Source organism: Spirosoma pollinicola (genome assembly GCF_002831565.1).
GTDB classification, from domain to species: Bacteria; Bacteroidota; Bacteroidia; order Cytophagales; family Spirosomataceae; genus Spirosoma; species Spirosoma pollinicola.
The window spans coordinates 1,843,861-1,867,805 of sequence record NZ_CP025096.1; the positions used below are offsets into that span (position 1 = coordinate 1,843,861).

Here is a 23,945-nt window from a genome sequence, read left to right on the forward strand (position 1 = left end):
AAGTTTTCTAAATCTCGTAGGTCTTGCGGGCGACCGAAATTACGGCATGCCCACCCAGTACGACATACTTAACGCCTTCTTCGTTGAATAGGCTTATCAGATTTAAGTACATGTCCTCCATTGCCCAGGGGTGGATTTGCGGGATTTGAATAATAAATAGCTTTTGCGCGACGAATCAATTTTAGGGCTGCCGCCAGTCGTTCCTGTGGCATTCAAGCCCACCAATATTCTTTATCGTACGACGGAATATCGTTGATGTTGCTCGATTTATGGATGGTAGACATAGTGAATTTTAATTGAGCAACTGCTATAATGGAAAAACAAGTGGTCTTTGATTTATGATTATAAAATCGGAAATCAAAGACCATTTATAGTACTCGTACTAAAAACCTTTACCCTTTCTTTTGCTCCTTTGCCCAGGCATCTTTCAGTGTGACAGTCCGGTTGAAAACGGGCCGCTCGGCAGTAGAATCCTGATCGAGAATGAAGTAGCCTTTGCGCATAAACTGGAAATTAGTTTGCGCACCTGATCGGGCCGCTTCAACCAGCGCCGGTTCGACAAACGCACGAACGGTAGCCAACGAGTTTGGGTTAATCAACTCTTTAAAATCCCGCTCGTCGGCGGCCGGGTTCTCGACCGAGAAAAGCCGGTCATACAAACGTACTTCAGCTTCTACAGCATGAGGCACCGATACCCAGTGAATCGTGCCTTTTACGTTGATGCCCGATGTATCCGAACCGCTCCGGCTTTCGGGTATATACGAGCAGCGCAGTTCGATAATCTCGCCCGCGTTGTCTTTCACGACCTCGTCGCACTTAATAATGTACGCACCTTTCAGCCGTACCATGCCACCGGGAAACAACCGGAAGAATTTTTTGGGCGGCACTTCCATGAAGTCGTCACGCTCAATATATACCTCGCGACTGAAGGGTACATTCCGTTCGCCCGCGTTTAGGTCTTCCGGATTGTTTTCAATGTGCATGACCTCTTCTCGACCAACTTCATAATTGGTGATGACGAGTTTAAGCGGCTTTTCGTCCAGAACGGCCATCACGCGGTGAGTCGATTTGTTCAATTCTTCGCGAAGGCAGAATTCCAGTAAACCCACATCGATCAGGTTGTCGCGTTTGGCAATACCGATGCGGTCGGCAAACTCGCGGATACTGGCGGGCGTGTAGCCGCGCCGACGAATACCCGCAATGGTTGGCATCCGGGGATCATCCCATCCGTTTACGTGTCCTTCTTCCACCAGTTGTTTCAATTTGCGTTTGCTCATGACCGTATAGGTCAGGTTGAGCCGGGCAAATTCAATTTGGCGGGAAGGGAAAATGTCCAGCTTGTCGATAAACCATTCATACAAAGGCCGGTGTACTTCGAACTCCAGCGTACACAACGAGTGCGTAATGTGCTCGATAGCGTCCGACTGCCCGTGAGCAAAATCGTACATCGGGTATATGCACCAGGTGTCGCCGGTGCGGTGGTGATGTGCGTGTTTGATACGATAGATGATGGGGTCACGTAACTGCATATTCGGTGATGCCATATCGACTTTCGCCCGCAGTACTTTGGCACCATCAGGGTATTCACCCGCTTTCATCCGCCGGAACAGGTCAAGGTTTTCGTCGACGCTCCGGTCGCGGTATTGACTCAGCCGACCCGGTTCCGTTGGTGTACCTTTCTGGGCGGCAATCTCTTCGGCGGTCGAATCGTCAACGTAAGCTAACCCCTTTTGAATCAGCGTTTCGGCAAATTGATAGATTTGATCGAAGTAATCAGAGGCATAAAATTCGTTTTCCCAATTGAAACCAAGCCAGCGCACATCATTCTTGATGGAATCAACGTATTCGGTATCTTCTGTAACGGGGTTTGTATCGTCGAAACGGAGGTTTGTCTGCCCGCCATATTCGTCTGCCAGACCGAAGTTCAGACAAATAGACTTGGCGTGACCGATGTGCAGATAGCCGTTTGGCTCGGGTGGAAAGCGCGTATGAACACGCCCGCCGTTTTTACCGGAAGCAATATCTTCTTCAACTATTTGTTCAATAAAATTCAACGAACCTCCCATGGGTTCGCCGGCCTCTTTAGTTACTTCGGTCATGTTGCTGATCGCTACTGATAAAGCCCCGAAATTACGGTCTTTGTATGGGTTTGACAAACATGATCGCGAGTTGTTCTGATTTGAAAGGGCTGTCGACTACTTAACTGAAGCCAGATACAGTGGGTTTGATCAATTATCTAAATCAGGATAGAATGCTGGACTTTCAATCCAACTAAATAATTGACTAACTTCTGTAAATCGCCTGAACATCAGGGAGATTCGTTTAGTTAATTCATGAAAGTACAGGCAGGAATATTACTTAAGTAATCAAGAATGCTTAATTAATTTATTATAAATCGCGAACAAAACGGCAATCGGAAACAGTTGTTGGATAGTACACGTTGTTGACTATTCGTTTCTCGGCGGGTATAAATGCCTCTCATCATTTTATGAAAACTTGTTGGTTTATAGTTCTACTTTGGATCGTTAGTACATTTTCTGGAGCGGTTTTCGCACAAAAAACATCCGATTCATTAGCCAGACAGGCTTACCTGCCCGACTGCATTCAGTATGCACTGGGTCACCAGCCAATTGTTCGTCAATCGGTTATTGACCAGGAAATAGCGGAGCGGACTGTGCAAAGCTCTCTGGCGGCCTGGTATCCCCAAATCGCGGCTGGCTACAACCTATTGCACTACCTCAAATTACCCGTTACACTGATTCCCGATGCCACAACTGGCGAAAAAAGGCCTGTCACGTTGGGCGCGCAAAACACATCGACAGCGTCATTCTCGCTAACCCAAAGTATTTTCAACCGCGACCTACTGCTAGCCAGTCGAACCGCTGATACATATCGTGCTCAGGCGAGCCAGACTACAGTTCGAAACAAGATTGATGTGGTCGTCAATGTAAGTAAAGCCTTTTACGATGTTATTCTGACGCAGCGGCAGGTAGATATTTTAACCGAAGATATTGCCCGCCTTCAACGCAGTTTACAGGACGCTACGAATCAGTACCAGGGCGGAATCGTCGATAAAACAGACCCTCAACGAGCGAAAATTGCGCTTAATAATAGTCGTGCTCAGCAAAAGCAGTACCGCGATTTGGTGGGTTCTAAAGTTCAGACGTTGAAGCAACTGATGGGCTATCCGCCGAATTTGACGCTCAATTTAACCTACGATACGCTTCAATTGGCGAATGAGGTAGCTCTCGATACAATGTTACTGGTAAACCCGCAGAGCCGTATTGAATACCAACTGCTGCAAAGCCAGGGGCAATTACTGGAAGCAAACGTACGATATAACCGTTGGTCCTACCTGCCAACAGTGAATGCGATTGCCAACTATAACCTGCTTTATCAGAACAATGCATTTGGCCAGCTATTTAGCCAGACGTTTCCAAACTCATTGATTGGCCTGTCGGTCGCGTTGCCCATTTTTCAGGGCGGACGACGTATTCAGCAGACGAAGATTGCGGAGTTGCAGGTACAGCGGCTGAATTGGGATCTGGTTGCTTTGACAAGTGCCGTCGATGCTGAATATGCGCAGGCACTAGCCAACTACAAAGGAAATCTGGCGAATTACCTCGCCCTGCGCGAGAACCAGTTGCTTGCCGAAGATGTGTATCGAATCATTAATCTTCAATACCGTTCAGGCATAAAAACGTATCTGGACGTGACCATTGCCGAAGCTGATTTACGAACCGCCCGACTAAATGTGTTCAACTCCCTGTATCAGGTATTGATCAGCAAACTGGATGTCCAACGCGCCTTAGGTGCTATACAATTTTAAAATTTTTGTCATGCTTCGACTCAGCCGCCCGGCTTCGTCAGTATAGCAAACGTGTTCTGAGATGATGAAACAATATATTAATCTGTCGATTATTAGCGCTGTTATCACGGTAACTTTTTGGGCCTGTGGTGGTAAAAAAGATGACCAGCAGCAGGCACCTCCGCCACCAACTGCCGTTTCGGCCGTAAAGGCGGAGAAGGGAAATGCAACCTATTATGATCAGTTTCCCGCCACGGTGACCGCCTTGCTTGAGGTAGAAATTCAACCTCAGGTGTCGGGTAATATCACAGGCATATTTTTCCAGGATGGCCAGCAGGTGCGTAAGGGGCAGAAACTGTATACTATTGATCCTCAGCAATACCGGGCCGGTTACGATCAGGCAGTAGCGAACCTTAACGTTCAGAAAGCGAATCTCAACCGGGCTCAGAAAGACGCCAATCGGTATAATACACTGGCCGAACAGGATGCCGTAGCCAAACAACTGGTCGATAATGCAAATGCCACGCTGGAAGCGGCTAAAATGCAGGTTGAAGCGTCGCAGGCAGCTATTCAGCAAGTAGCCACGAACTTGAAATACACGACGATTTACGCCCCCCTTGATGGTACAATCGGCATCTCGCAGGTGCGCCTTGGTGCCGCCGTTGCACCGGGCTCAACGCCACTTAACACGATCTCGTCTGACAATCCGATTGCGGCTGACTTACAGGTTGATGCGTCTGAAATTCCACGATTTCAAAAGCTGCAAAACCAGAAAAATACTGGCCGCGACTCAACGCTTGTACTGACGATGCCTGATGGCAGAAATTATAAATACCCCGGTTCTGTGCGCATTATTGACCGCGCCGTAGACCCGCAAACGGGTACGCTGCGTGTTCGTATCGCTTTCCCGAATCCAGACAAACAACTTAAAGTAGGTATAAACGCCAATGTTCGGGTGAAAAACAGTACGGGCGAGCCGCAACTGCTGATTCCGTATCAGGCTGTAACCGAGCAGATGAGCGAATACTTTGTGTTTGTGGTAGGCGACAGCAGTAAAGTGACCCAGAAGAAAGTAACGCTGGGTGCCCGAATTAACGATAAAGTAATCGTAAAAGCAGGTTTGAAAGAAGGCGAAACCGTCGTAACGGAAGGCACGCAAAAGATTCGTGAAGGCGCGAAAGTACGTGTTACCCAGGCTGGTCAGCAGGCTGGCCCCAAACAAGATTCGAGCAGTAAACAGACGGCAGCAAAATAATAATGAGTGAAAGAACGAAAGAGTGAAAGAGCGGCCTTCCAGATGACTTACTATCTGGTTCATGATTTCGCTCCTTGATTCGCTCTTTCGCTCTTTTGCTCTTTCACACTTTGACTTATGTTCGCAGAAATATTCATCAACCGACCTGTTACGGCCATCGTCGCATCCATCGTGATCGTCCTGTTGGGCGTACTGGCCTTATTGAGTTTACCCGTCAGCCAATATCCCGACATTACCCCCCCGGTGGTGCAGGTAACGGGTACTTACACTGGTGCCGATGCCCAGACGGTGGAGCAAACCGTGGCAACACCCATTGAAACGCAGGTCAATGGTACTCCGGGAATGGACTATGTTCAAACCAATGCCACCAACGACGGTCGTATGAGTATGAACGTGACCTTTAAAGTAGGCACCGACGTAAACATTGCCGCCCTCGATGTACAGAACCGGGTTGGTATCGCGCAACCGCAGTTGCCTCAGGAAGTTACCCGTCTTGGCGTCGTGGTTCGGAAACGAAATCCGTCGCTGTTTATGCTGGTAGCTATGTATTCGCCAAAAGGCACTCACAATGTTTCGTTTCTGGATAACTACACCAACATTTATATTCGGGATGCGCTGTTGCGGGTGCCGGGCGTGGGCGATATTTTTAGCCGGGCCGATGACTTCAGTATGCGTATCTGGCTTAAACCGGATCGACTAGCGCAATTAGGGTTAACTCCCGATGATGTTGTGGCGGCACTACAGGAGCAGAACTTACAGGTGGCGGGTGGCTCGGTAGGGGCATCGCCACAGCCAGCGTCACAAGCTTTTGAATATTCGGTCTTTACTAACAGCCGACTAAGCAAGGAAGAAGAATTTCGGAAAATCATTGTTCGAAGCGATCCGGCAAAAGGCTCACTGGTTTATCTGAATGACGTAGCACGGGTGCAATTGGGTAAGTTTTCATATGCCAGTAACTCATTCGTTGATGGCAAGCGGGCTTCCTATTTGCTTGTTTATCAGTTGCCGGGTAGTAACGCCCTGGAAACGGCCAAAGGCGTTTATGCGGCAATGGACAACCTGAAGAAAACCTTCCCCAAAGACATTGAATACGTAGTTCCCTTTGAGTCGGTTTCGGTTATTCAGGTCTCTATTGAAGAGGTAATAAAAACACTGGTTGAAGCCTTGGTACTGGTTATTCTGGTGGTATTCCTCTTCCTGCAAAGTTGGCGGGCTACACTCATTACGTTGCTGGCTATTCCGGTATCTATCGTCGGAACCTTCGCTTTATTTGTTCCTTTGGGCTTCACGATCAATACATTAACCCTTTTTGCGTTCGTGCTGGCTATCGGTATTGTGGTCGATGATGCTATTGTGGTGGTGGAAGCCGTGCAGGTAAATATCGACAAGGGCATGACGCCAAAAGAGGCTACCCGAGAGGCCATGCGCGAGATTTCAGCACCGGTAATTGCCATTGCTCTTATTCTGGCGGCTGTGTTCGTACCGGTTGGTTTTATCCCCGGAATTGTGGGGCGGCTCTACCAGCAGTTTGCGATTACGATTGCCGTTTCGGTGTTGATTTCGGCCTTCGTGGCCCTGTCGTTAACGCCCGCTTTATGTACGCTTCTGCTGCGCCCGATGCACATCGACGAAAACGCAAAAGGTCTGAACAAGTTCTTCTACAAGTTCAACAAGTGGTTCGAACGGGTAACCAATGCCTATTCTAACGGGGTTCAGCGACTCATCAAAGCAACTCCGCTGGTAATTGTCGGGCTGGTCGTTTTATATATCGGAACTGGGCTTTTATTCCGGGCTAAACCGACCGGATTTATCCCGACAGAAGATGAAGGTCGTTTAATTGTAACCTATGAAATTCCGGAAGCGGCTTCAACTACGCGTAGTCTTGAGGTGCTTAACCGAATCATGGCGATTCTTAAAAAACAGCCCTACGTCAATCACTTTGCAGCTTTGGGCGGTCTGAACGCCATAACATTTGCCTCCAAGTCGAATAGTGGTACGGTATTTATGCAGTTGAAGCCCTGGGACGAGCGTAAGGAGCGAAACATGCAGGCCGATTCGCTGGTGGTCAAGCTGCAAAAAGAATTGGCTGTTCTGAACGATGCCCGGCCTCAGGTGTTGCAGCCACCGGCTATTCCGGGCCTGGGTCAGTCATCGGGTTTTACCTTCGAAATTCAACAACGGGAGTCTAACGACGATGTCAAGGCGTTTGATAATGTGGTACAGACGTTCCTGACAGAAGCCAATAAACGCCCCGAAATTTCACGGGCCTTTACGTATTTCACCGCGAAATCACCAGCCTATCGGGTTGACGTTGACCGCGATAAGTGCAAAAAACTGGGTATCTCGGTTAGTTCTGTCTATACCACAATGCAAACGTTGTTGGGTAGTCAATACGTTAACGACTTCATTATTTACGGCCGGAAGTTCCGGGTCGTAGCACAAGCCGATACTATGTACCGCTCCGATATTAAGGCGCTCAATAATTATTACGTTCGTAATAGTGGGGGTCAGTTGGTGCCCATCAGTACAGTTATCACAACCAGCGTTATCGAAAATGCCCCGTTGATCTCGCACTTTAACCTGTTCCGATCGGTCGAGTTGAATGGGGGTGCCAAACCCGGATACAGTACCAGCCAGGCCAATGATGCCCTGCGTGAAGTAGCCGCCAAAGTGCTGCCTGCTGGCTATGCGTATGATTTTGGCGGGCTAAGCCGGGAAGAAATCAATGCGGGCAGCAGCTCAATCTATATTTTTATGCTGTCGATTGGCTTCGTATTCCTGTTCCTGGCGGCTTTGTATGAAAGCTGGTCGGTGCCTTTTTCGGTATTACTTTCTGTGCCAATTGGTGCATTGGGGGCCATTACTGCCCTGATCATTTTCCCATACCTGACCAATAACGTGTACGCTCAAATTGGGTTGATTACCCTGATTGGTCTGGCTGCTAAAAACGCCATCCTGATTGTGGAGTTTGCCAAAGAGCGTGTTGACAAAGGGGAGGATTTGCTGGAGTCTACAATCGAAGCTGTTCGCCTTCGTTTACGCCCAATTCTGATGACTTCGCTGGCGTTTATTCTTGGCGTGTTTCCATTGGCGTTGGCGAGTGGAGCTGGGGGCGTTGCCCGTTCAACCATTGGCCGGACAGTATTAGGCGGTATGCTGGCGGCTACCTCGCTGGCTATTTTCGTGGTGCCCGTTCTATATGTTGGCATCACAAGGCTGGCCTATGGCAAAAAAGGCTTAGCGGCTTTAAAGGAGAACGGCGAGAAAGCGAAAAAAGAAGATAAACCTGAAGAGCCAGTAGTTGCCCAAACGCAACCTGCCCCGTCCAACGGCAATGGCCAGAGTGGCGATAAGGTTCGGCACTAAGAAGCCGAAACGAAATAAACGGGTTTACCAGTGATACTGCCTGTTGTTGACAACATGTCAACAACAGGCAGTATCGTCATTTGTGGCCAATAGGGTCAGTAGGTCAACTTTTACATTTCCTTTACAATGTTTTACAGACGATTGACAAGCGGGTCTGCGTCGACCAGTAGCTTTGCTTCATCACTAACGAATAAAGCAAGGCATTGGACAAGATTAACTTCATCGTAGCCATCCGCGATAAGGCGACGAATACGTTACACATGTACTTGCGTAAGTCATTTCGGCAGATTCCAATAGAGCGGGTATTAGCTTCCTGTAAAAAAGGTGACTATATTGTTTTGCTGCCTGTTGGTAATCGATATGCGCTGCCACATAATGAGATTTTGGTGCGGTAACGTAGTTGATCCCGGGTCAATGAAACACAAACCATTTTGGTTCGGATTAAAGGCTAATTAGAGCCCCATATTATGAGGATTAGGTCAGGTTTTTTAACGATTATCCGTCTATTGATTATCAGTGGAATAGTGCTGATAACAGGGTTGCTGTTCACCCAGTTTGTGGGATTGTCAGCGGCCACGGACAACCTGTACTCTACCCAAAAAGTTAACCTGGCCCTCCGCCGAACAGCCCACCACCTGCTTCGGGCAGCCGGCGATTCTACCTCCCGAATACCGGCCGTTCAGCAACTTGACCCTCACACATTTCGCCTTCAACTGGCAACCAATTTTGACTACGACCGGCTACCTGGTCTCCTTCGGGAATCGTTCCGGCTTCACAACGTGATGGCCACCTACGATGTTGCCGTTCTGGATTGTGCCAGGGGGGAAGTACAACTGGGCTATTCCGTAAAAGACTTGCTGAGAAACGAATCCATTCCCTGTGTAAACCGCTCTCTAGCTGCGGGTTGTTATACATTGCAGATCACCTTCAACAGTCCCGCTCCGTCGGCAAAACGAGTACCTTTTTTGCCGCTACTCGGCATCGGTGGGCTGCTGGTGGGTTTGTTATTCGCGGTCAGGCATCGAAAAGAGCACACGAATAGTACTGTAGAGCAACCCATAGCGTCGATTCCAGCTTCATCGTTGATCCGGTTTGGTCGATCTTCGCTGGATTTACCCAATCTTACCCTTATCACGAATACGACTCCGCATAGTCTGACTTATCGGGAGGCCAAACTATTACGGTTGTTGGTGAGTCATCCAAACCAGATCCTTGAGCGTGACCAGATTCTGAAATTAGTTTGGGAAGATGAGGGTATTACGGTTGGCCGAAGTGTAGATGTGTTCGTATCGCGCTTGCGAAAGTTGCTGCAAGATGACCCAACCATCAAAATTGCCGCTGTGCATGGGGTTGGGTATCGGCTGGAAATACAAAATATTGTTTCTCAATAAGCTATTCCAGACTGTTACCGATAGTCACAACCTGTTACTGAATTAACAGGTTGTGACTATCGGTAACAGTCTTTAGTCCGTTCAGGGTGTTGTTGGTAACCGCATCTCCATTCGCAACAGGTAGCTGGCAAAGATGGTAAAAGCTACGGTTAAGCGACTGTTACTAGTTTGTATCTGCTAATGCCAGTTCACTAATTGTGTGGTTTAGCCAATCGGCCAACACGTCAATAATAATAGTATGGTCTTCGCGTTGAGGCAACCCCGAAATCGTGATCGTACCCACGCAACCCGAACCCCGAAGTAAGATCGGAAAACAGCCACCATGTGCGGCAAAGTCACGGAAATCAAGTCCTGCTTTGTCGAGAAGCGTATTTTGCGCCTTTTTTAGCTCAAGTCCTATGGCGTAGGAACTCCGGTGGTAGTGTTGAACCACGTTTCGCTTTCGGCGAATCCAGTCCACATTGTCTGGTGTAGTACCCGGCATGGCGTAGAAAAACAACGGTTGGCCGTTAAGTTGAATATCAATTGCAACAGCTTTGCCACGGGCTTTAACGGCTTCTTTGAGTTTGGTACCCAGTTGCCAAGCTGTTTCGTGGTTGAAAATATCAAATTGAAGCTGTTTTTCCTGAAGCGCCAGCTGCGCCAGATCGGTGTCGATAGTAGAATCCATGCCGTAAACATAAGCAAGACTTGAGTGCTTTTTTACAATAGGTAGGGTATAATTGTACGCAATTTTTGAAATTGCCAAGGTCTATTCCTTATTTACTGTAACGATCGTGAATTCGACGGTTGCAGCTTCCTGTAAATCCGATTTGTACTGCTTATGAAAGCTATACTTTGCAGAGCCTTCGGCCTCCCCGATACACTAACCCTCGAAGAGGTTCCTTCCCTTGTACCCGGTCCCGGTGAGGTTTTGACGCAAGTAAAGGCCTGTAGTTTAAACTACCCGGATACGCTCACCATCCGAAATTTGTACCAGTTCAAACCTTCATTGCCGTTTTCGCCGGGGAGCGAATCGTCGGGGATAGTTATGGCGGTGGGCGAGGGCGTCAGGCATGTCAAACCCGGCGACCATGTTTTTACGTTTGGTTCGCATGGCGGTCTGGCTGAAGAGCGAATTTCAGATGCCCGAGCAACAATTCCGCTCCCCGATGGGATGGACTTTATTACGGGAGCCTCTACACTCTACGCCTATGGGACGTCTTACCACGCGTTAAAAGATCGCGCCCAACTCAAACCTGGCGAAACCTTGTTGGTTCTGGGTGCTGCCGGGGGCGTAGGGCTTGCCGCTGTTGAGTTGGGTAAACTGATGGGTGCCACCGTTATTGCAGCTGCCTCAACCGATGAGAAATTAGCCGTTTGTCAGGAAAAAGGAGCTACGCATCTCATCAACTATTCTACTGAGGACCTGCGGCAGCGCGTTAAAGAAATTACCCAAGGCAACGGTGTCGATGTGGTCTATGACCCCGTTGGCGACAAATGGGCAGAACCGGCCATTCGATCACTGGCGTGGAAAGGACGCTACCTAATCGTGGGGTTTGCCGGTGGCGAGATCCCCAAAATTCCCCTCAATCTGGCATTGCTCAAGGGCAGCTCGCTGGTGGGCGTGTTCTGGGGAGCGTTTACCCAGAAGGAAGCCGCATTGAGTATGAAAAACATGCAGGAAATTGCCACCTGGGCGATACAGGGTAAAATTACACCATATATTTCCAGACAGTACACATTAGCTGAAGCGCCAGAGGCACTTACTGATATGATGGAACGTCGGGTGATTGGGAAAGCTGTGGTGGTGCTGTAAAACATTAGCAGGTATGCCCATGTTAATGTCTAGGGTATTTCCTGTTTCAAAAATGGGTAAAGTTTATGGAAGCAGGTGGTTACTGCTTGTCCTGTTGATAGGAAGTTATTTTAATGGTTCCGGGCAGGGACTTAGCTTACTGGGTATTCCGCTGGATACGCTGCTGAAAACCAAGATACCACGCGTTGACCGAAATTATATAACAACCTACTACCGACAACTGCATCTGTATGCAGTAAGTGATCGACAGGATTACACCTTGCGGGTGGTTGGCTCTCCTAATTCACTCATATACAGACCAAACTTGCCCTGGTCGCTCGGACTTGGTGCGAACTATAGATGGTTCGGTACAGAATTCTCCATTAAACTTCCCTTTTTTGGCTACAATAACGACCTGAGGGGGAAGACAAAACCGTTTGGCGTCACCATAAATTTAAATAACCGGCGGTTTTGGTTATCAACTCAGTACCAGTTTTACCGGGGCTTTTACATCAGCAATCCAGACATCCTTCAGGCCAACTGGTTTGATAGTCATTCGGCTTACCCGTACCGGAACGACCTGCGGAGTCAGACCGTATCGAGTCGTTTATTATACCAGTTCAACCCGCTACAACTCTCTACCCCGGCTACGCTGCTTCAACGCGAAGAGCAGCGGAAAGGAGCAAGTTCCTGGAATGTAGGGACTTCGCTAACGTACCAGCTCATCCGGGCCGATTCGTCGCTGGTGCCTACCGCACTACAGGAGGATTTTCGACCGGAAGCCAGGCTTTTGACCCTCAAATCACTATCAGTAGGTATTGATCTGGGCTACTCCAGAACAATGGTTTATCGAAAGCACTACTTTTTTAGTTTTACCGTGCGTCCGGGGGTAATAGTTTTGCTACAGCAAACCAGTACGGAGTTGACCGGTTTCGAGAGCCGGGTTCTACCCGGTTGGCAGGGCGTTGCATCGGCCACGCTTGGGTATAGTTCAAGTATTTTTTATGGTGGAATATATGGGTCCTCCACTCTGATGAACCGTACTTTCTCGCAGGCGTTGGTTAACACCAACGCCAACTATATTCGACTGGTTTTTGGTAAGCGAATCCGTTATAAACCCAAAGGTATAATTAAGCAGGTGCCGGGTTTGTAAATTCTGATAGCGCAAACGTCTTCGTTTGTGCTGGCTATTCCCCGGCCTCTGGCCGGAAGTAAGTTAATTGAAAACCGGCCAGAGGCCGGGGAATAGCCAGCACAAACGAAGACGTTTGCGCTATCAGAACGCGGACGTTTGCGCCATCAGAGCCACATCCTACTTTTTCACGGGCTTTGCGCTCATATAAAACGTCAATGTGCCGCCTTTCAAAATATCGGAATGGGTAATCATGGGCTGCGTTAGCTCCTTACCATTCAATAACACCTTCTGCACATACACATGTTTATCACCCTGATTGATAGCCTCTATGATGAAGGTTTTGCCGTTTTCCAGATTCAATCGGGCATTTCTGACCGATGGGCTTCCTAATGAGTACTCCTCAGAACCGGGCGCAACTGGATAAAAACCCATAGACGAAAACATATACCACGCACTCATCTGGCCGCAGTCGTCGTTGCCGCCTAGTCCGTCGGGGGTAGACTTGTACTGCATGTTGAGAATCATGCGAATGCGTTCCTGTGTTTTCCAGGGTTGTCCGGCCCAGTTATACAGATACGCGATGTGGTGAGCGGGCTCGTTGCCATGTATGTATCCACCAATGATTCCTTCGCGGGTGATGTCTTCAGTTTCGGCAAAAAACTCATCGGGCAAATGCATCGAAAACAGCGAATCGAGCCGGGTGGCAAATTTCTTCTGGCCACCCATCGTCTGAATTAGTGCCGCCGGATTCTGTGGAACGAAAAAGCTGAAATTCCAGGAATTGCCCTCAATGAAGCCCTGTCCATCGGTCTTCAGTACGTCGAACTCCTTTTTAAATGAACCATCTGCCAGTCGGGGACGCATAAAGCCGATGGAGGCATCGTAGACGTTTTTCCAGTTTTCGGAGCGTTTCATATACGTGTTATATACATCCTGCTTATTCAGTTTCTTAGCCAGCTGGGCAATGCACCAATCGTCATAGGCATATTCAAGGGTGTTCGATACCGATGTTCGGTTGGCTGTTGAAGCAATATAGCCCTTATCAATATACTCCCCGATTCCTTCATAACTGCGGTGGTTCGACGTAGCAATACAGGCGTCCAGAGCTTTTTGGGCATCGCCTTTATACACGCCTTTGATCACCGCATCGGTCACGACCGATATACTATGATACCCGCTCATGCACCAGTTTTCGTTCGCATAATGCGACCAGACGGGCAACATTTTTAATGTACTCTGGTCAAAATGATTCATCATGGATTGTACCATGTCGCTATTGCGTCCCGGCTGAATCAGGTTGAAAAACGGATGCAGCGCCCGATACGTGTCCCAAAGTGAAAAGGTCGTGTAGTTGGTATAGCCCGCGGCCGTATGTACGCCCTGATCCAATCCTTTATACTGGCCATTGGCATCCATATAGGTCGTTGGATTGATAAACGAGTGGTAAAGCGAAGTATAGAAATTCACTTTATCCGTTTCAGATGCGTCGATCTGGATTTTGTTTAATTCCCGGTTCCAATCGGCCTGTGCTTTTGCTTTTGTCTGTTCGAAGTTCCAGTGAGGAACTTCGGTTTGCATATTGGCCAGCGCATTCTCCTGGCTCACCGGCGACAGTGCCATCTTTACTTTAACCTTTTCACCTTCTTCGGTATCAAAGTCGAAATACATACGTATCCGTTTGCCCGCTATTTCGGGGAAGTTCTTTGTCTGGTTGAATTTCCCCCAAAATCCCCGATAGACCTGGGGTTTGTCCAGATTCTTCTGTCCGTAAGATTTAAAGGGTTTGGAAAACGACAGGGCGAAATACACCGTGCGGGTGCGGGCCCAGCCGTTGGTTTGCCGATAGCCCGTTATGAGCGTATCATTTACAACCCGCACAAACGTCCAGACTACCTTGTCCTCATAGTTATAAATGCCATGCGTCAAATCCAGAATGATGTGCGATTGATCGGATTTTGGAAACGTGTACTGATGAAAACCTACCCGGTTGGATGCCGTCATTTCTGCCGTGATCGCATCATCATCGAGTTTGACTTTGTAGTACCCTGCTTCGGCCACTTCGCTGGCGTGCGAAAACGCTGACCGATAGCCACTCTTCGGATTCGATGCTACGCCAGGATTGAGTTGCAACGTACCCTGTGTGGGCATGATTAAGAAATCGCCCAGATCGGAATGGCCGGTACCACTGAAATGCGTGTGGCTGAAACCGACGATAGTTTTGTCTTCATATTTATAGCCCGCACAGTATTTATAGACATCACCGTTGTATTTGCCATTGAGTTCATACGACAAGGTATCCGTGTCGGGGCTTAACTGAACTGACCCGAACGGCACTGTTGCCCCCGGATAGGTGTGCCCCATTTTTTCGGTGCCAATGAGCGGACGTACAAAAGGAACGAGATTCTGTTGAGCGTGAGCAAGGAGAAAGAGAAACTGGAAAAGGAAGGTTAGACTAAGTTTTAGCATTTTTGAAAGATATGGCCCGTTAGCGGAGTTTCAGACTAAAAAGGTACGAAAAGGTTTCGGAAAGATGTGCTTAATGAGCGTTTCCCAAACCAGTGCCCTACGCTGATCTTCCAAGAATTTTAACGTCTCCTAACTTAGTTTCAACGAGTGTATCCGACAGCATCCCTGCTGTCGAGCCGTCAGGCTAAATTAAGCAGATTAACGCTTACGGGTCATTTTTTGGCTAGCGGCTCAATAGCATGAATGCTGTCGCATACAAGCCGACGACCCCGTACGAGCATCAAAAAAAACGCCGGACTGAATCAATAGATTCAGTCCGGCGCCAAACAAATAAAATACAAACGATCTATACCTGAACGATCATCTTCCCGGTATTCTGACCCGAGAACAGGCCAAGCAGTGCTTCCGGCAAGGCATCGAATCCGTTGACAGTCGTTTCTGTATAGTGCAGTTTACCTTCCTGAAGCCAGGTGGCCAACTGCTGAATGCCTTCACTAAAGCGCTTGCTGTAATTGCCGATCGTGAAACCCTGCATCAGCACGCTCCGGGTCAGCAACATGGGCTGAATACGTGGGCCGACGGGCGTTTCGGTCGTGTTGTATAAAGCAATCTGACCACAGAGTGAAATACGGGCGTGGAAGTTGAGATTGGCAATGACCGCATCCGATACATCACCACCCACGTTATCGAAATACACATCGACTCCATCAGGACACGCGTCGGCAATCGACTTTTTTAAGTCCGAGCTTGTTTTATAGTTCACCACTGCGTCGAAGCCAAACGATTCGGTCAGCATAGCTATCTTATCGTCCGAACCGGCGATACCCACCACCCGGCATCTCTGAATTTTGGCAATCTGACCAACCAGAATACCCACGGCTCCGGCAGCTCCCGATACAACGACAGTTTCGCCCGCTTTAGGTTTACAAATGTCCAGCAACCCAAAATAAGCCGTCAGGCCCGGCATACCCAGAATGCCCAGGTAATAACTGGCGGGGGCCAGATTTGTGTCAATTTTTTTCAACGCACCAGCGGATACAACAGACTGGGTTGCCCAGGGCAAGCTGCCCGTTACCACATCACCGGCGGCAAACCCATCGGCTTGACTCTCAATAACTTTCGCCACGGCCCCACCCGCCAGCGGCTGGCCAACTTCGAACGCAGGTATGTATGATTTACCGGCATTCATCCGACCCCGCATGTACGGGTCGACGGAAAAGTAAGTGGGTTGAATCAATATATCGCCAGATTTCAGAGCTGGCAATTCTACGGAATCGAACTGGAACGTAGAGGCATCCGGCATACCCTTGGGACGCGATGCTAGACTGATTTGCTTGTTTTTCATGCCTGAACCGGGGTTTCCTGAGTCGTTACGGTGAGGGTTACGTCAACGTTGTTCCTGGTTGCGTTGGAGTAGGGGCATACCGCGTGGGCTTTCTGAACGAGGTCTTCGGCTTGTGCCTGATCAACACCCGGTACGTTGACCGCGAGCGTAACCGCCAGACCAAAACCGCCAGTGTCCAGTTTACCAATGCTCACCTGTGCGGCAACAGACGTGAGACCGGTCTTTAGTTTGGCCGTACGAATAACGAGGTTGAGTGCACTGTCGAAACAGGCAGCGTAGCCAGCCGCAAATAATTGCTCGGGGTTGGTGTAGGCACCACCTGAACCCCCAAGTTCACGGGGTGTGCGTACGTCGAGGTCCAGTACAGAATCGGAAGAGGTTACGTGACCGTCACGCCCGCCAGTGGCTGTAGCGTTGGCGGAATAAAGCGATTGAAACATACTTGTATTAGCTAATTAGTTATTTATTGGTGAGTTGATCAAGCAGCGTTACCAGTTGATCACGAAGATTAATAGCTTGTTGGTCTGAGAGTTGCAGGTGTTGTTGAAGTTGTTCCGGAACGGTGGCGGCTTGTTCGTTAAGGGCTTTGCCCGCATCGGTGAGTTTAATACTCACCTGCCGCTCGTCGGCAGTATTTCGCGTTCGGCTAACGAGCCCCTTTTGTTCAAGTCGTTTCAAGAGGGGTGTCAGCGTACCTGAATCAAGCAACAGCCGGTCGCCAATTGCGCTGACGAACTGGTTATCCGTTTCCCACAAAAGGAGCATTACCAGATATTGCGGATACGTCAGATCCAGTTGTTCCAGCAAGGGCCGGTAGTGGGCCGTTACCTGCCTTGATAGGGCATAGAGCGGAAAACATACCTGATTAGCTAGTGATAAACGATTCATTGTGTAAAATTAAATTGTGCACAATATAATTAACTTACATTGTTCCAATAAAGTTTTCTATTCCTGAATATTTACCTGTAAACCCGACGAGGTGTTGTGCGTAAACGCAATATCCTGTGCGATTTCGCACGTTTTTAATTGACTGGATTTCAGATAAACTGCTGATTTTTAGGGTTTTGTTCGCTGGCACAGCATTTGATTTATTATTTGTGAGAACACTACACAGATGATGGATAAAGAACTTGCCCCGGAGATCGCCAATCGTGGCCGCAATCGTAACCTACTCGTTGGGGTAATGGTTGTCGTTGCTCTGGTGCTGATTATTATCTTGGCACGAAACGCGCTCAAGACTTCCGTTGATGCCGGAAAAATCCGTACAGCAACGGCTGAAATTGGCCCGGTCGAAAATTCGCTGAATGCAACGGGCGAAGTTATTCCGGCTTACGAGCAGATTTACACCAGTCCCATCCGGGCCAGTATCCGCCGGGTACTGCTCACCCCTGGAACGGCGGTCAAACCCGGCCAGCCCATTCTCGACCTCGACAAATCGCTGACCGAAATTGAACTTGAAAGACTCGATGATCAACTGGCCCTCAAACGAAATGGCATCGACCAGCTACGGATGAAGCTGAACAAAAGTCTTTACGATGCCGAAGTAAACGACCAGATAAAGCTTCTGAATATCAATCGGCTCCGGGCAGATCTTGAAGGCACCCGACGTTTACAGAAGGTGGGTGGGAGTACAGGCGAGGATGTTACCCGCGCCGAAAACGCCCTTCGTGTGGCTGAACTGGAGAAAAAACAACTCGAAAACGATCTCGCCTACAATAGGCAGTCGATGGGGGCCAGCCTGCGCGAAACGACATTGCAGGCACAGATCGAAGAGAAGAACCTGAAGGAGTTGACCCACAAACTAAAACAGGCCGACATCATTGCCGACCGGCCGGGGGTGTTAACCTGGGTAAATGAAAACATCGGCTCGTCGGTCAACGAAGGGGAGATGCTGGCAAAACTGGCCGATCTGGCAAGTTTCCGGGTCGAAGGGTCGTGCTCGGACGTGTATGCCGATCAGGTCAAGGTCGGGCTGCCAGTAACTATCAAAGTAAATGAAACCAGTTTGCGTGGTTTGATTACGCAGGTGAAACCAGCCGTGAAAAATGGCATTGTGCAATTCGTTATTCAACTCGACAACAGCCATCACGCATCATTACGCCCGAACATGAAAGTAGAAGTGTTTGTGATCACCGACCGGGTGACGAAATCCGTTCGGGTGGCAAACGGCCCTGCTTTTAAAGGAAAGCGCAAGCAGTATGTGTTTGTTGTGAACAAGGGGAGTAATGTGGCGCGTCGACGAGAGGTATCGCTTGGCCTGTCGAACTTCGATTTTGTAGAAATCAAATCCGGTTTACAGGCTGGTGAGCAGGTTATTCTGACGGATTTGAGTCAATATGAGCATCTGGATGAAATTACTATTGAACCGAAACGCTAAATCCAGACTGTTATGAATTGCCTTTTAATTAGTGTTAGAAAAATAGATTTTTCCAAGTTTGACCTGTTTACCACCCCCAAACTTACCACCCCCAACCCCCTCCTAAAACAGGAGGGGGCTAAAACAAGGCGACCCTTCGGCATAGCCCCCTCCTGTTTTAGGAGGGGGTTGGGGGTGGTAAGTTTGGGGGTGGTAAACAGGTCAAACTTGAGAAAACTATGTATTCATTACATAATTATCTTGCTGCTATCAGCCCACCAACTCTCCGCCCAGCCCCAACCCACCACCTTATCCGACGTGTTGCAACTTGCTCAAAACCAGTCGGTAGCGGCAAAACGGGCGATTACCCAACAGCGTACAAATATCTGGTCGTACCGTTCATTTCTGGCCCAGTTCAAACCACAGCTTAGTCTGGATGGATCGTTGCCCAACTTCACGCGGTCGTATGTGCAGGTAACCCAGCCAGACGGAAACATTCGATTTGAGCCGGTATCCTATAATAATTCGATCCTGAATCTGTCGCTGAGCCAGACCATTGCCCCAACGGGCGGGACGATATTTGTGCAAAAGCAACTTCAGCGATTTGATAATTTTATCCAGAACAACACCCTGTATAATGGTATCCCGTTTGGAATTGGGTTGTCGCAACCCTTATTCCAATTCAACCCGATGCGATGGGATCGAAAAATTCAACCGCTGTTGTTTGCCGAAGGAAACCAGCAGCTTATCGAATCGCTCGAACAGGTGTCGCTCAATGCTACAAACCTCTATTTCGACTTGCTGGTGGCGCAGGTGAATCTGCAAATTGCCGAAACCAACCGCGCCAATAATGATACCCTTTACCGAATTGCTCTGCATAAACTGGATATGGGCAAGATATCGCAGAACGACCTGCTGCAATTGCAACTGAGTGTGCTGAATGCTGAAAAAGACCTGGCTTCTGCACGGCAGACAGCGGCTGTTGCCTCACTACGACTCAAAACGTTTGTTGGTTATCGGGATGATGCAGCTGGTCAAGTTCGTGCCCTTGAACTGGCTATTCCTAATCAAATTCCAGTGCTGGTCGTCGATGTAAAACGGGCTATCGACGAAGCGGTTGCCAACCGTGCGGCTGCTATTGGTTTCCGGCGACGATTGTTCGAAGCGGAACGGGATCTGGAAAAAGCCCGAAAAAATAATGGTCTGAATGCTACCCTTACGGCGGGTTACGGCCTTTCGAATCAGGGGCCAAACCTGATTGACGTGTACATCCGCCCGCAGAATCGGGAATACGTATCGCTTCAGTTTACGCTGCCCATTATGACCTGGGGGCGGGCGCGGGCACTGGTCGAAACGGCTAAGGCGAACCGGGAGCTGGCACAGCAAACCGTGGAGCAGGACAAACTTACCTTCGAACAGGAAATTTTTACGCAGGTGACCTTACTGCAAATGTTGAACCAGCAGGTAACCTTAACGGCTAAAGCCGATCAGATCGGGCAGGCCCGGTACCAGATTGCACAGGACCGTTTCAAGCTGAGTGACCTCAGTGTAACGGATTTAGGGATTGCTACGCAGGAAAAAGATCGCGCCCGTCGTGATGCCATTCTGGCCCTCCGCGACTATTGGCAGGCCTACTACACCTTGCGGCTTTTGACTTTATACGACTTTGACACGAACCTGAAGATTAAAGTAATGGATAACGGAAAATGAATAATGGACAATTCAGCGCCAGTCATTCAATTCGTTTTATCCAGATACGCTTATACGGTTCATTTTACAATATTCATTCTTCATAATCCATTATGATCTCTCTCCAGAATATCGAAAAAGTTTACCGCACCAGCACCATAGAAACGCTGGCGCTGAACAACATCAACCTCAATATCAAAAAAGGCGAGTTCGTCTCCATTATGGGGCCGTCGGGTTGCGGCAAGAGTACCCTGTTGAACATGATGGGGCTGCTGGATGAACCGTCTAAAGGGACCGTTCAACTCGATGGGCAGTCTGTTACGCAGTACCGCGACAAAGAACTGGCGCGGCTGCGTAACCAAAAGATCGGATTCATTTTTCAGAGTTTCCACCTGATCAACGATTTGACGGTGTTAGATAATGTTGAGATTCCGCTGCTTTACCGGGCCACGAATGGTAAACCCCGGCAGGAATATGCCAAAGAAGCACTCGCCAAAGTGGGCCTGAGTAACCGCATAAAGCACTTTCCGAAGCAACTATCGGGCGGGCAAAAACAGCGTGTCGCCATTGCCCGCGCCATCGTTGGCAATCCGTCAATTATTCTGGCCGATGAACCAACCGGCAACCTCGACAGTGCGATGGGCAATGAAATCATGACGATCCTACAGGAGCTCAACGATGGCGGGGCCACCATTGTGATGGTCACGCACGATGAACAAATGGCCAAGCGCACCCACCGGCTCATACGCCTGTTCGACGGCTCGCAGGTTTTATAAAGAGCGAATGGCGAAAGAGTGAAAGAGCGGGAAAGCTGAATCACTAGTTCGCTCTTTCGCTCATTCACTCTTTCACTCTTTAATCATGCTACTGAACTACATAAAAATCGCCTGGAAGGTATTGCTTCGGCATCCGTTCTACACCTTCATCACCCTCTTCGGTATCAGCCTGACCCTGACGGTTCTGATGGTGCTGACCTCTTTCCTTGACCACCTCATCGGTAGTCATTACCCTGAAAATAAGCGGGATCGAATGCTCTACATCATGCAAATGCATCTCCAGGATTCGAGTCGGACGTCAAGTACCAATGGGCCTATGAGTTTTAAGTTTTTGACGGAGTATGCCAAATCGCTGAAAACCCCTGAGCGGGTAACAATCACAACATTTATCAATAGCTCGAATGCATACGTCGGTTCGCAGAAAATAAAGCTCAATACAAAATTTACCGATGCCGAATTCTGGCAGGTGTCTGACTTCGAGTTTCTGGAAGGTAAACCCTACAACGAACAGAATATTGCTAACGGCGACAACGTAGCCGTGATTACCAATGATTTTAAGAAACATTATTTCGAAAGTGCTGTAGAATCCGTCGTTGGCAAAGATGTTGAAATTGAAAACATTCATTATAAGGTGATTGGCGTCGTTAAAGCCAGTCCGGTTACCCGGCCGTTTACCTACGCTGATGTTTTCTTTCCATACACGGCTCCCAAAAGTAATTACCAAAGTGCCGGCATGCGGGGTGGTTTTGTGGCGATGATATTGGGGAAAGACAAAGCAGACTTGCCGGCTATTCAGGAGGAATTTCAGGGCCATATCAACCGAATTCCGTTACCCATAATTCAGGATGGGAACAAGTTCTCGGTAATGGATGTGAAAAGTGTGCCTTACCTGGAGAATTTCGTCGGAAGTATTCTGGATGGCAACGCTGGCATAAAGGCCATCTTTTTCGGGGTAATTGGCTTTGTCCTATTTATGTTGATGGGGTTACCTGCCATCAACCTGGTAAACATAAATGTGAGCCGTATTATGGAACGCGCTTCTGAAATAGGCATACGGAAAGCCTTTGGTGCGCCCGTGAAAACGTTGGTCTGGCAGTTTATCGTTGAAAATGTTTTCATTACGCTCATTGGCGGTACCATCGCCCTGGGATTGGCCCTGATCGTCATCCACATAATCAACGCCAGCGGCATGATTGCCTATTCCGATCTGACGATCAATCTGAATGTGTTCATTATAAGTCTGCTAGTCTGTCTGCTTTTTGGATTACTATCCGGCGTTTTACCCGCCCTCCGCATGTCGAAACTAAACATCGCAGAAGCGCTTAAATCTTAATCATTATGATTCCTCATCTGCTGAAATTAATCTGGAACAAGAAGAAAGCTCATTCGCTACTCATTGTTGAGATCTGGGCTTCGTTTCTGGTGCTTTTTGGGTTGGCAACGCTCATTGTTGTGAACGTCCGAAATTATCGGGAACCAATGGGTTTTACGTATGAAAATGTCTGGGCCATTGGGCTGAAAAGTAATCAGGATACCGTTGCCCTTGCGGAGAAACTCCAGCGGGTTACGCAACGACTGAAAGCTTATCCTGAAGTGATGTCGGTGTCGCGTATGAGTAGTAATTTTCCGTTTTCATCAAATCAAATGAACAATGGGATCGAGTACAAGAAGCGGAAGGTGATGGCTGATTTTTATGCGACGGATGAGAATTTTGCCAAAACACTCGACATCGACGTGACCGAAGGCAACTGGTACCGAAGCGCCGATAGCGTTGGTAAATACGCCCCCATTGTCATTAATCAGAGAATAAAGGATGAACTGTTCGACAATGAAAATCCACTGGGGAAAATCATTGGCGATCGGTTCAAAGTGGTTGGGGTTATCAATACGTTCAAAGCCAAGGGGGAATTTATGTCAGACAAACCCGCTGTATTCGAGCTGTTCAAGCCCAATGCGATCTGGAATGATACGGTGTTGCTAAAAGTGAAGCCGGGAACCGATGCTGTCTTTGAAGCTAAACTGGTTAAAGAAGTTGCGGCTATGTTAACCGGCTGGAATGTTGAAGTCGATTACCTGACCGATTCACGAAAAAATCAGCACAATCTAGTTCTTGTACCCATCATCATCGCCTTGATTGTGTCTAGTTTCCTGCTAATCAACGTAGCGCTCGGTTTATTCGGCGTGCTGAACCTTAGTATTGCCAAACGCAGGGGCGAAATTGGTCTGCGTCGGGCGTTAGGGGCGACTGGAAGCGGGATTTCAACTCAGTTCATCGGCGAAATATGGGTTTTGGCTACTTTCGCCATGTTGATTGGACTGCTCTTTGCCGTTCAATTTCCATTACTTAATGTGTTTGACTTACAGGCTAGTATCTATGTAATTGCCATAGTCATGGCTGTCGCTATAATCTATGGCATTGTCACGCTCTGCGCCCTGTTCCCCAGCCAGCAAGCCGCCATGATTCAACCGGCTACTGCGTTGCATGAAGAATGAGAAGAATGTAAAATGAATAATGGATGATGAATAACGTAAACTGAATGATAGTCCATTTGCCCCCATTATCCATTATTCAACTTACATT

General features: G+C 48.5%; 18 protein-coding genes. 12 read left to right on the top strand and 6 right to left on the bottom strand.

The annotated features are described in order from the left end of the window. Window positions 1-392: 392 nt before the first annotated feature. A complete protein-coding gene (locus CWM47_RS07820; protein WP_100987456.1) occupies window positions 393-2,099 on the bottom strand; it encodes a glutamine--tRNA ligase/YqeY domain fusion protein in 1,707 nt (568 codons plus the stop codon). A gap of 389 nt (window positions 2,100-2,488) precedes the next feature. Here CWM47_RS07820 and CWM47_RS07825 point away from each other — a divergent pair, with 389 nt between their 5' ends. From CWM47_RS07825 to CWM47_RS07840, 5 genes are all read left to right on the top strand, one after another. Then, window positions 2,489-3,829: a TolC family protein gene (locus CWM47_RS07825; protein WP_100987457.1), complete on the top strand. Its 1,341-nt coding sequence runs from the start codon at window positions 2,489-2,491 to the stop codon at window positions 3,827-3,829. Window positions 3,830-3,893: 64 nt separating this feature from the next. Continuing rightward, window positions 3,894-5,063, top strand: a complete 1,170-nt coding sequence (locus tag CWM47_RS07830) for an efflux RND transporter periplasmic adaptor subunit (protein ID WP_100993780.1) — start codon at window positions 3,894-3,896, stop codon at window positions 5,061-5,063. Between the two features lie 117 nt (window positions 5,064-5,180). Continuing rightward, a complete protein-coding gene (locus CWM47_RS07835) occupies window positions 5,181-8,429 on the top strand; it encodes an efflux RND transporter permease subunit (RefSeq protein WP_100987458.1) in 3,249 nt (1,082 codons plus the stop codon). A 203-nt stretch (window positions 8,430-8,632) separates the two neighbouring features. After that, window positions 8,633-8,824 carry a hypothetical protein gene (locus CWM47_RS38060; RefSeq protein WP_157815920.1) on the top strand — a complete coding sequence of 64 codons (192 nt, stop codon included), beginning with the start codon at window positions 8,633-8,635 and terminating at the stop codon, window positions 8,822-8,824. Window positions 8,825-8,896: 72 nt separating this feature from the next. Then, the gene (locus CWM47_RS07840) at window positions 8,897-9,820 is read left to right on the top strand and encodes a winged helix-turn-helix domain-containing protein (RefSeq protein ID WP_206170617.1); all 924 of its coding nucleotides are present in this window, start codon (window positions 8,897-8,899) and stop codon (window positions 9,818-9,820) included. A 163-nt stretch (window positions 9,821-9,983) separates the two neighbouring features. On the opposite strand, the gene CWM47_RS07845 is transcribed toward CWM47_RS07840, so the two are convergent. Further along, window positions 9,984-10,490: a heme-degrading domain-containing protein gene (locus CWM47_RS07845; RefSeq protein WP_100987459.1), complete on the bottom strand. Its 507-nt coding sequence runs from the start codon at window positions 10,488-10,490 to the stop codon at window positions 9,984-9,986. Window positions 10,491-10,643: 153 nt separating this feature from the next. Between CWM47_RS07845 and CWM47_RS07850 the strand changes: the two genes are divergently transcribed. Together CWM47_RS07850 and CWM47_RS07855 are read left to right on the top strand one after the other, a co-directional pair. Continuing rightward, on the top strand, window positions 10,644-11,618 hold the full coding sequence (locus CWM47_RS07850) for an NADPH:quinone oxidoreductase family protein (protein WP_100987460.1): 975 nt from the start codon (window positions 10,644-10,646) through the stop codon (window positions 11,616-11,618). 52 nt (window positions 11,619-11,670) lie between these two features. Beyond that, on the top strand, window positions 11,671-12,750 hold the full coding sequence (locus CWM47_RS07855; RefSeq protein ID WP_100987461.1) for a DUF4421 family protein: 1,080 nt from the start codon (window positions 11,671-11,673) through the stop codon (window positions 12,748-12,750). Window positions 12,751-12,909: 159 nt separating this feature from the next. Here CWM47_RS07855 and CWM47_RS07860 read toward each other — a convergent pair whose 3' ends face one another. From CWM47_RS07860 to CWM47_RS07875, 4 genes are all read right to left on the bottom strand, one after another. Next, window positions 12,910-15,198, bottom strand: a complete 2,289-nt coding sequence (locus CWM47_RS07860) for a GH92 family glycosyl hydrolase (protein ID WP_100987462.1) — start codon at window positions 15,196-15,198, stop codon at window positions 12,910-12,912. Between the two features lie 346 nt (window positions 15,199-15,544). Next, on the bottom strand, window positions 15,545-16,543 hold the full coding sequence (locus tag CWM47_RS07865; RefSeq protein ID WP_100987463.1) for an NADP-dependent oxidoreductase: 999 nt from the start codon (window positions 16,541-16,543) through the stop codon (window positions 15,545-15,547). Then, entirely contained in the window at window positions 16,540-16,983 is a 444-nt protein-coding gene (locus CWM47_RS07870) for an organic hydroperoxide resistance protein (RefSeq protein WP_100987464.1), read from the bottom strand. The genes CWM47_RS07865 and CWM47_RS07870 overlap by 4 nt, the downstream gene beginning before the upstream one ends. Window positions 16,984-17,002: 19 nt before the next feature. Beyond that, window positions 17,003-17,431 (bottom strand): MarR family winged helix-turn-helix transcriptional regulator, encoded by a 429-nt coding sequence (locus CWM47_RS07875; protein WP_100987465.1) that lies wholly within the window; start codon window positions 17,429-17,431, stop codon window positions 17,003-17,005. A gap of 229 nt (window positions 17,432-17,660) precedes the next feature. Between CWM47_RS07875 and CWM47_RS07880 the strand changes: the two genes are divergently transcribed. The 5 genes from CWM47_RS07880 to CWM47_RS07900 all read left to right on the top strand — a co-directional run bounded on the left by CWM47_RS07880 (window position 17,661) and on the right by CWM47_RS07900 (window position 23,857). Continuing rightward, window positions 17,661-18,920: an efflux RND transporter periplasmic adaptor subunit gene (locus CWM47_RS07880; RefSeq protein ID WP_100987466.1), complete on the top strand. Its 1,260-nt coding sequence runs from the start codon at window positions 17,661-17,663 to the stop codon at window positions 18,918-18,920. Window positions 18,921-19,160: 240 nt separating this feature from the next. Beyond that, a complete protein-coding gene (locus CWM47_RS07885) occupies window positions 19,161-20,609 on the top strand; it encodes a TolC family protein (protein ID WP_240625759.1) in 1,449 nt (482 codons plus the stop codon). Window positions 20,610-20,701: 92 nt separating this feature from the next. Continuing rightward, window positions 20,702-21,364: an ABC transporter ATP-binding protein gene (locus CWM47_RS07890; RefSeq protein WP_100987467.1), complete on the top strand. Its 663-nt coding sequence runs from the start codon at window positions 20,702-20,704 to the stop codon at window positions 21,362-21,364. 85 nt (window positions 21,365-21,449) lie between these two features. Next, window positions 21,450-22,697, top strand: coding sequence for an ABC transporter permease (locus CWM47_RS07895; protein WP_100987468.1), 1,248 nt, complete (start codon window positions 21,450-21,452; stop codon window positions 22,695-22,697). 5 nt (window positions 22,698-22,702) lie between these two features. After that, on the top strand, window positions 22,703-23,857 hold the full coding sequence (locus CWM47_RS07900) for an ABC transporter permease (RefSeq protein WP_100987469.1): 1,155 nt from the start codon (window positions 22,703-22,705) through the stop codon (window positions 23,855-23,857). The last annotated feature ends 88 nt before the right edge of the window (window positions 23,858-23,945 follow it).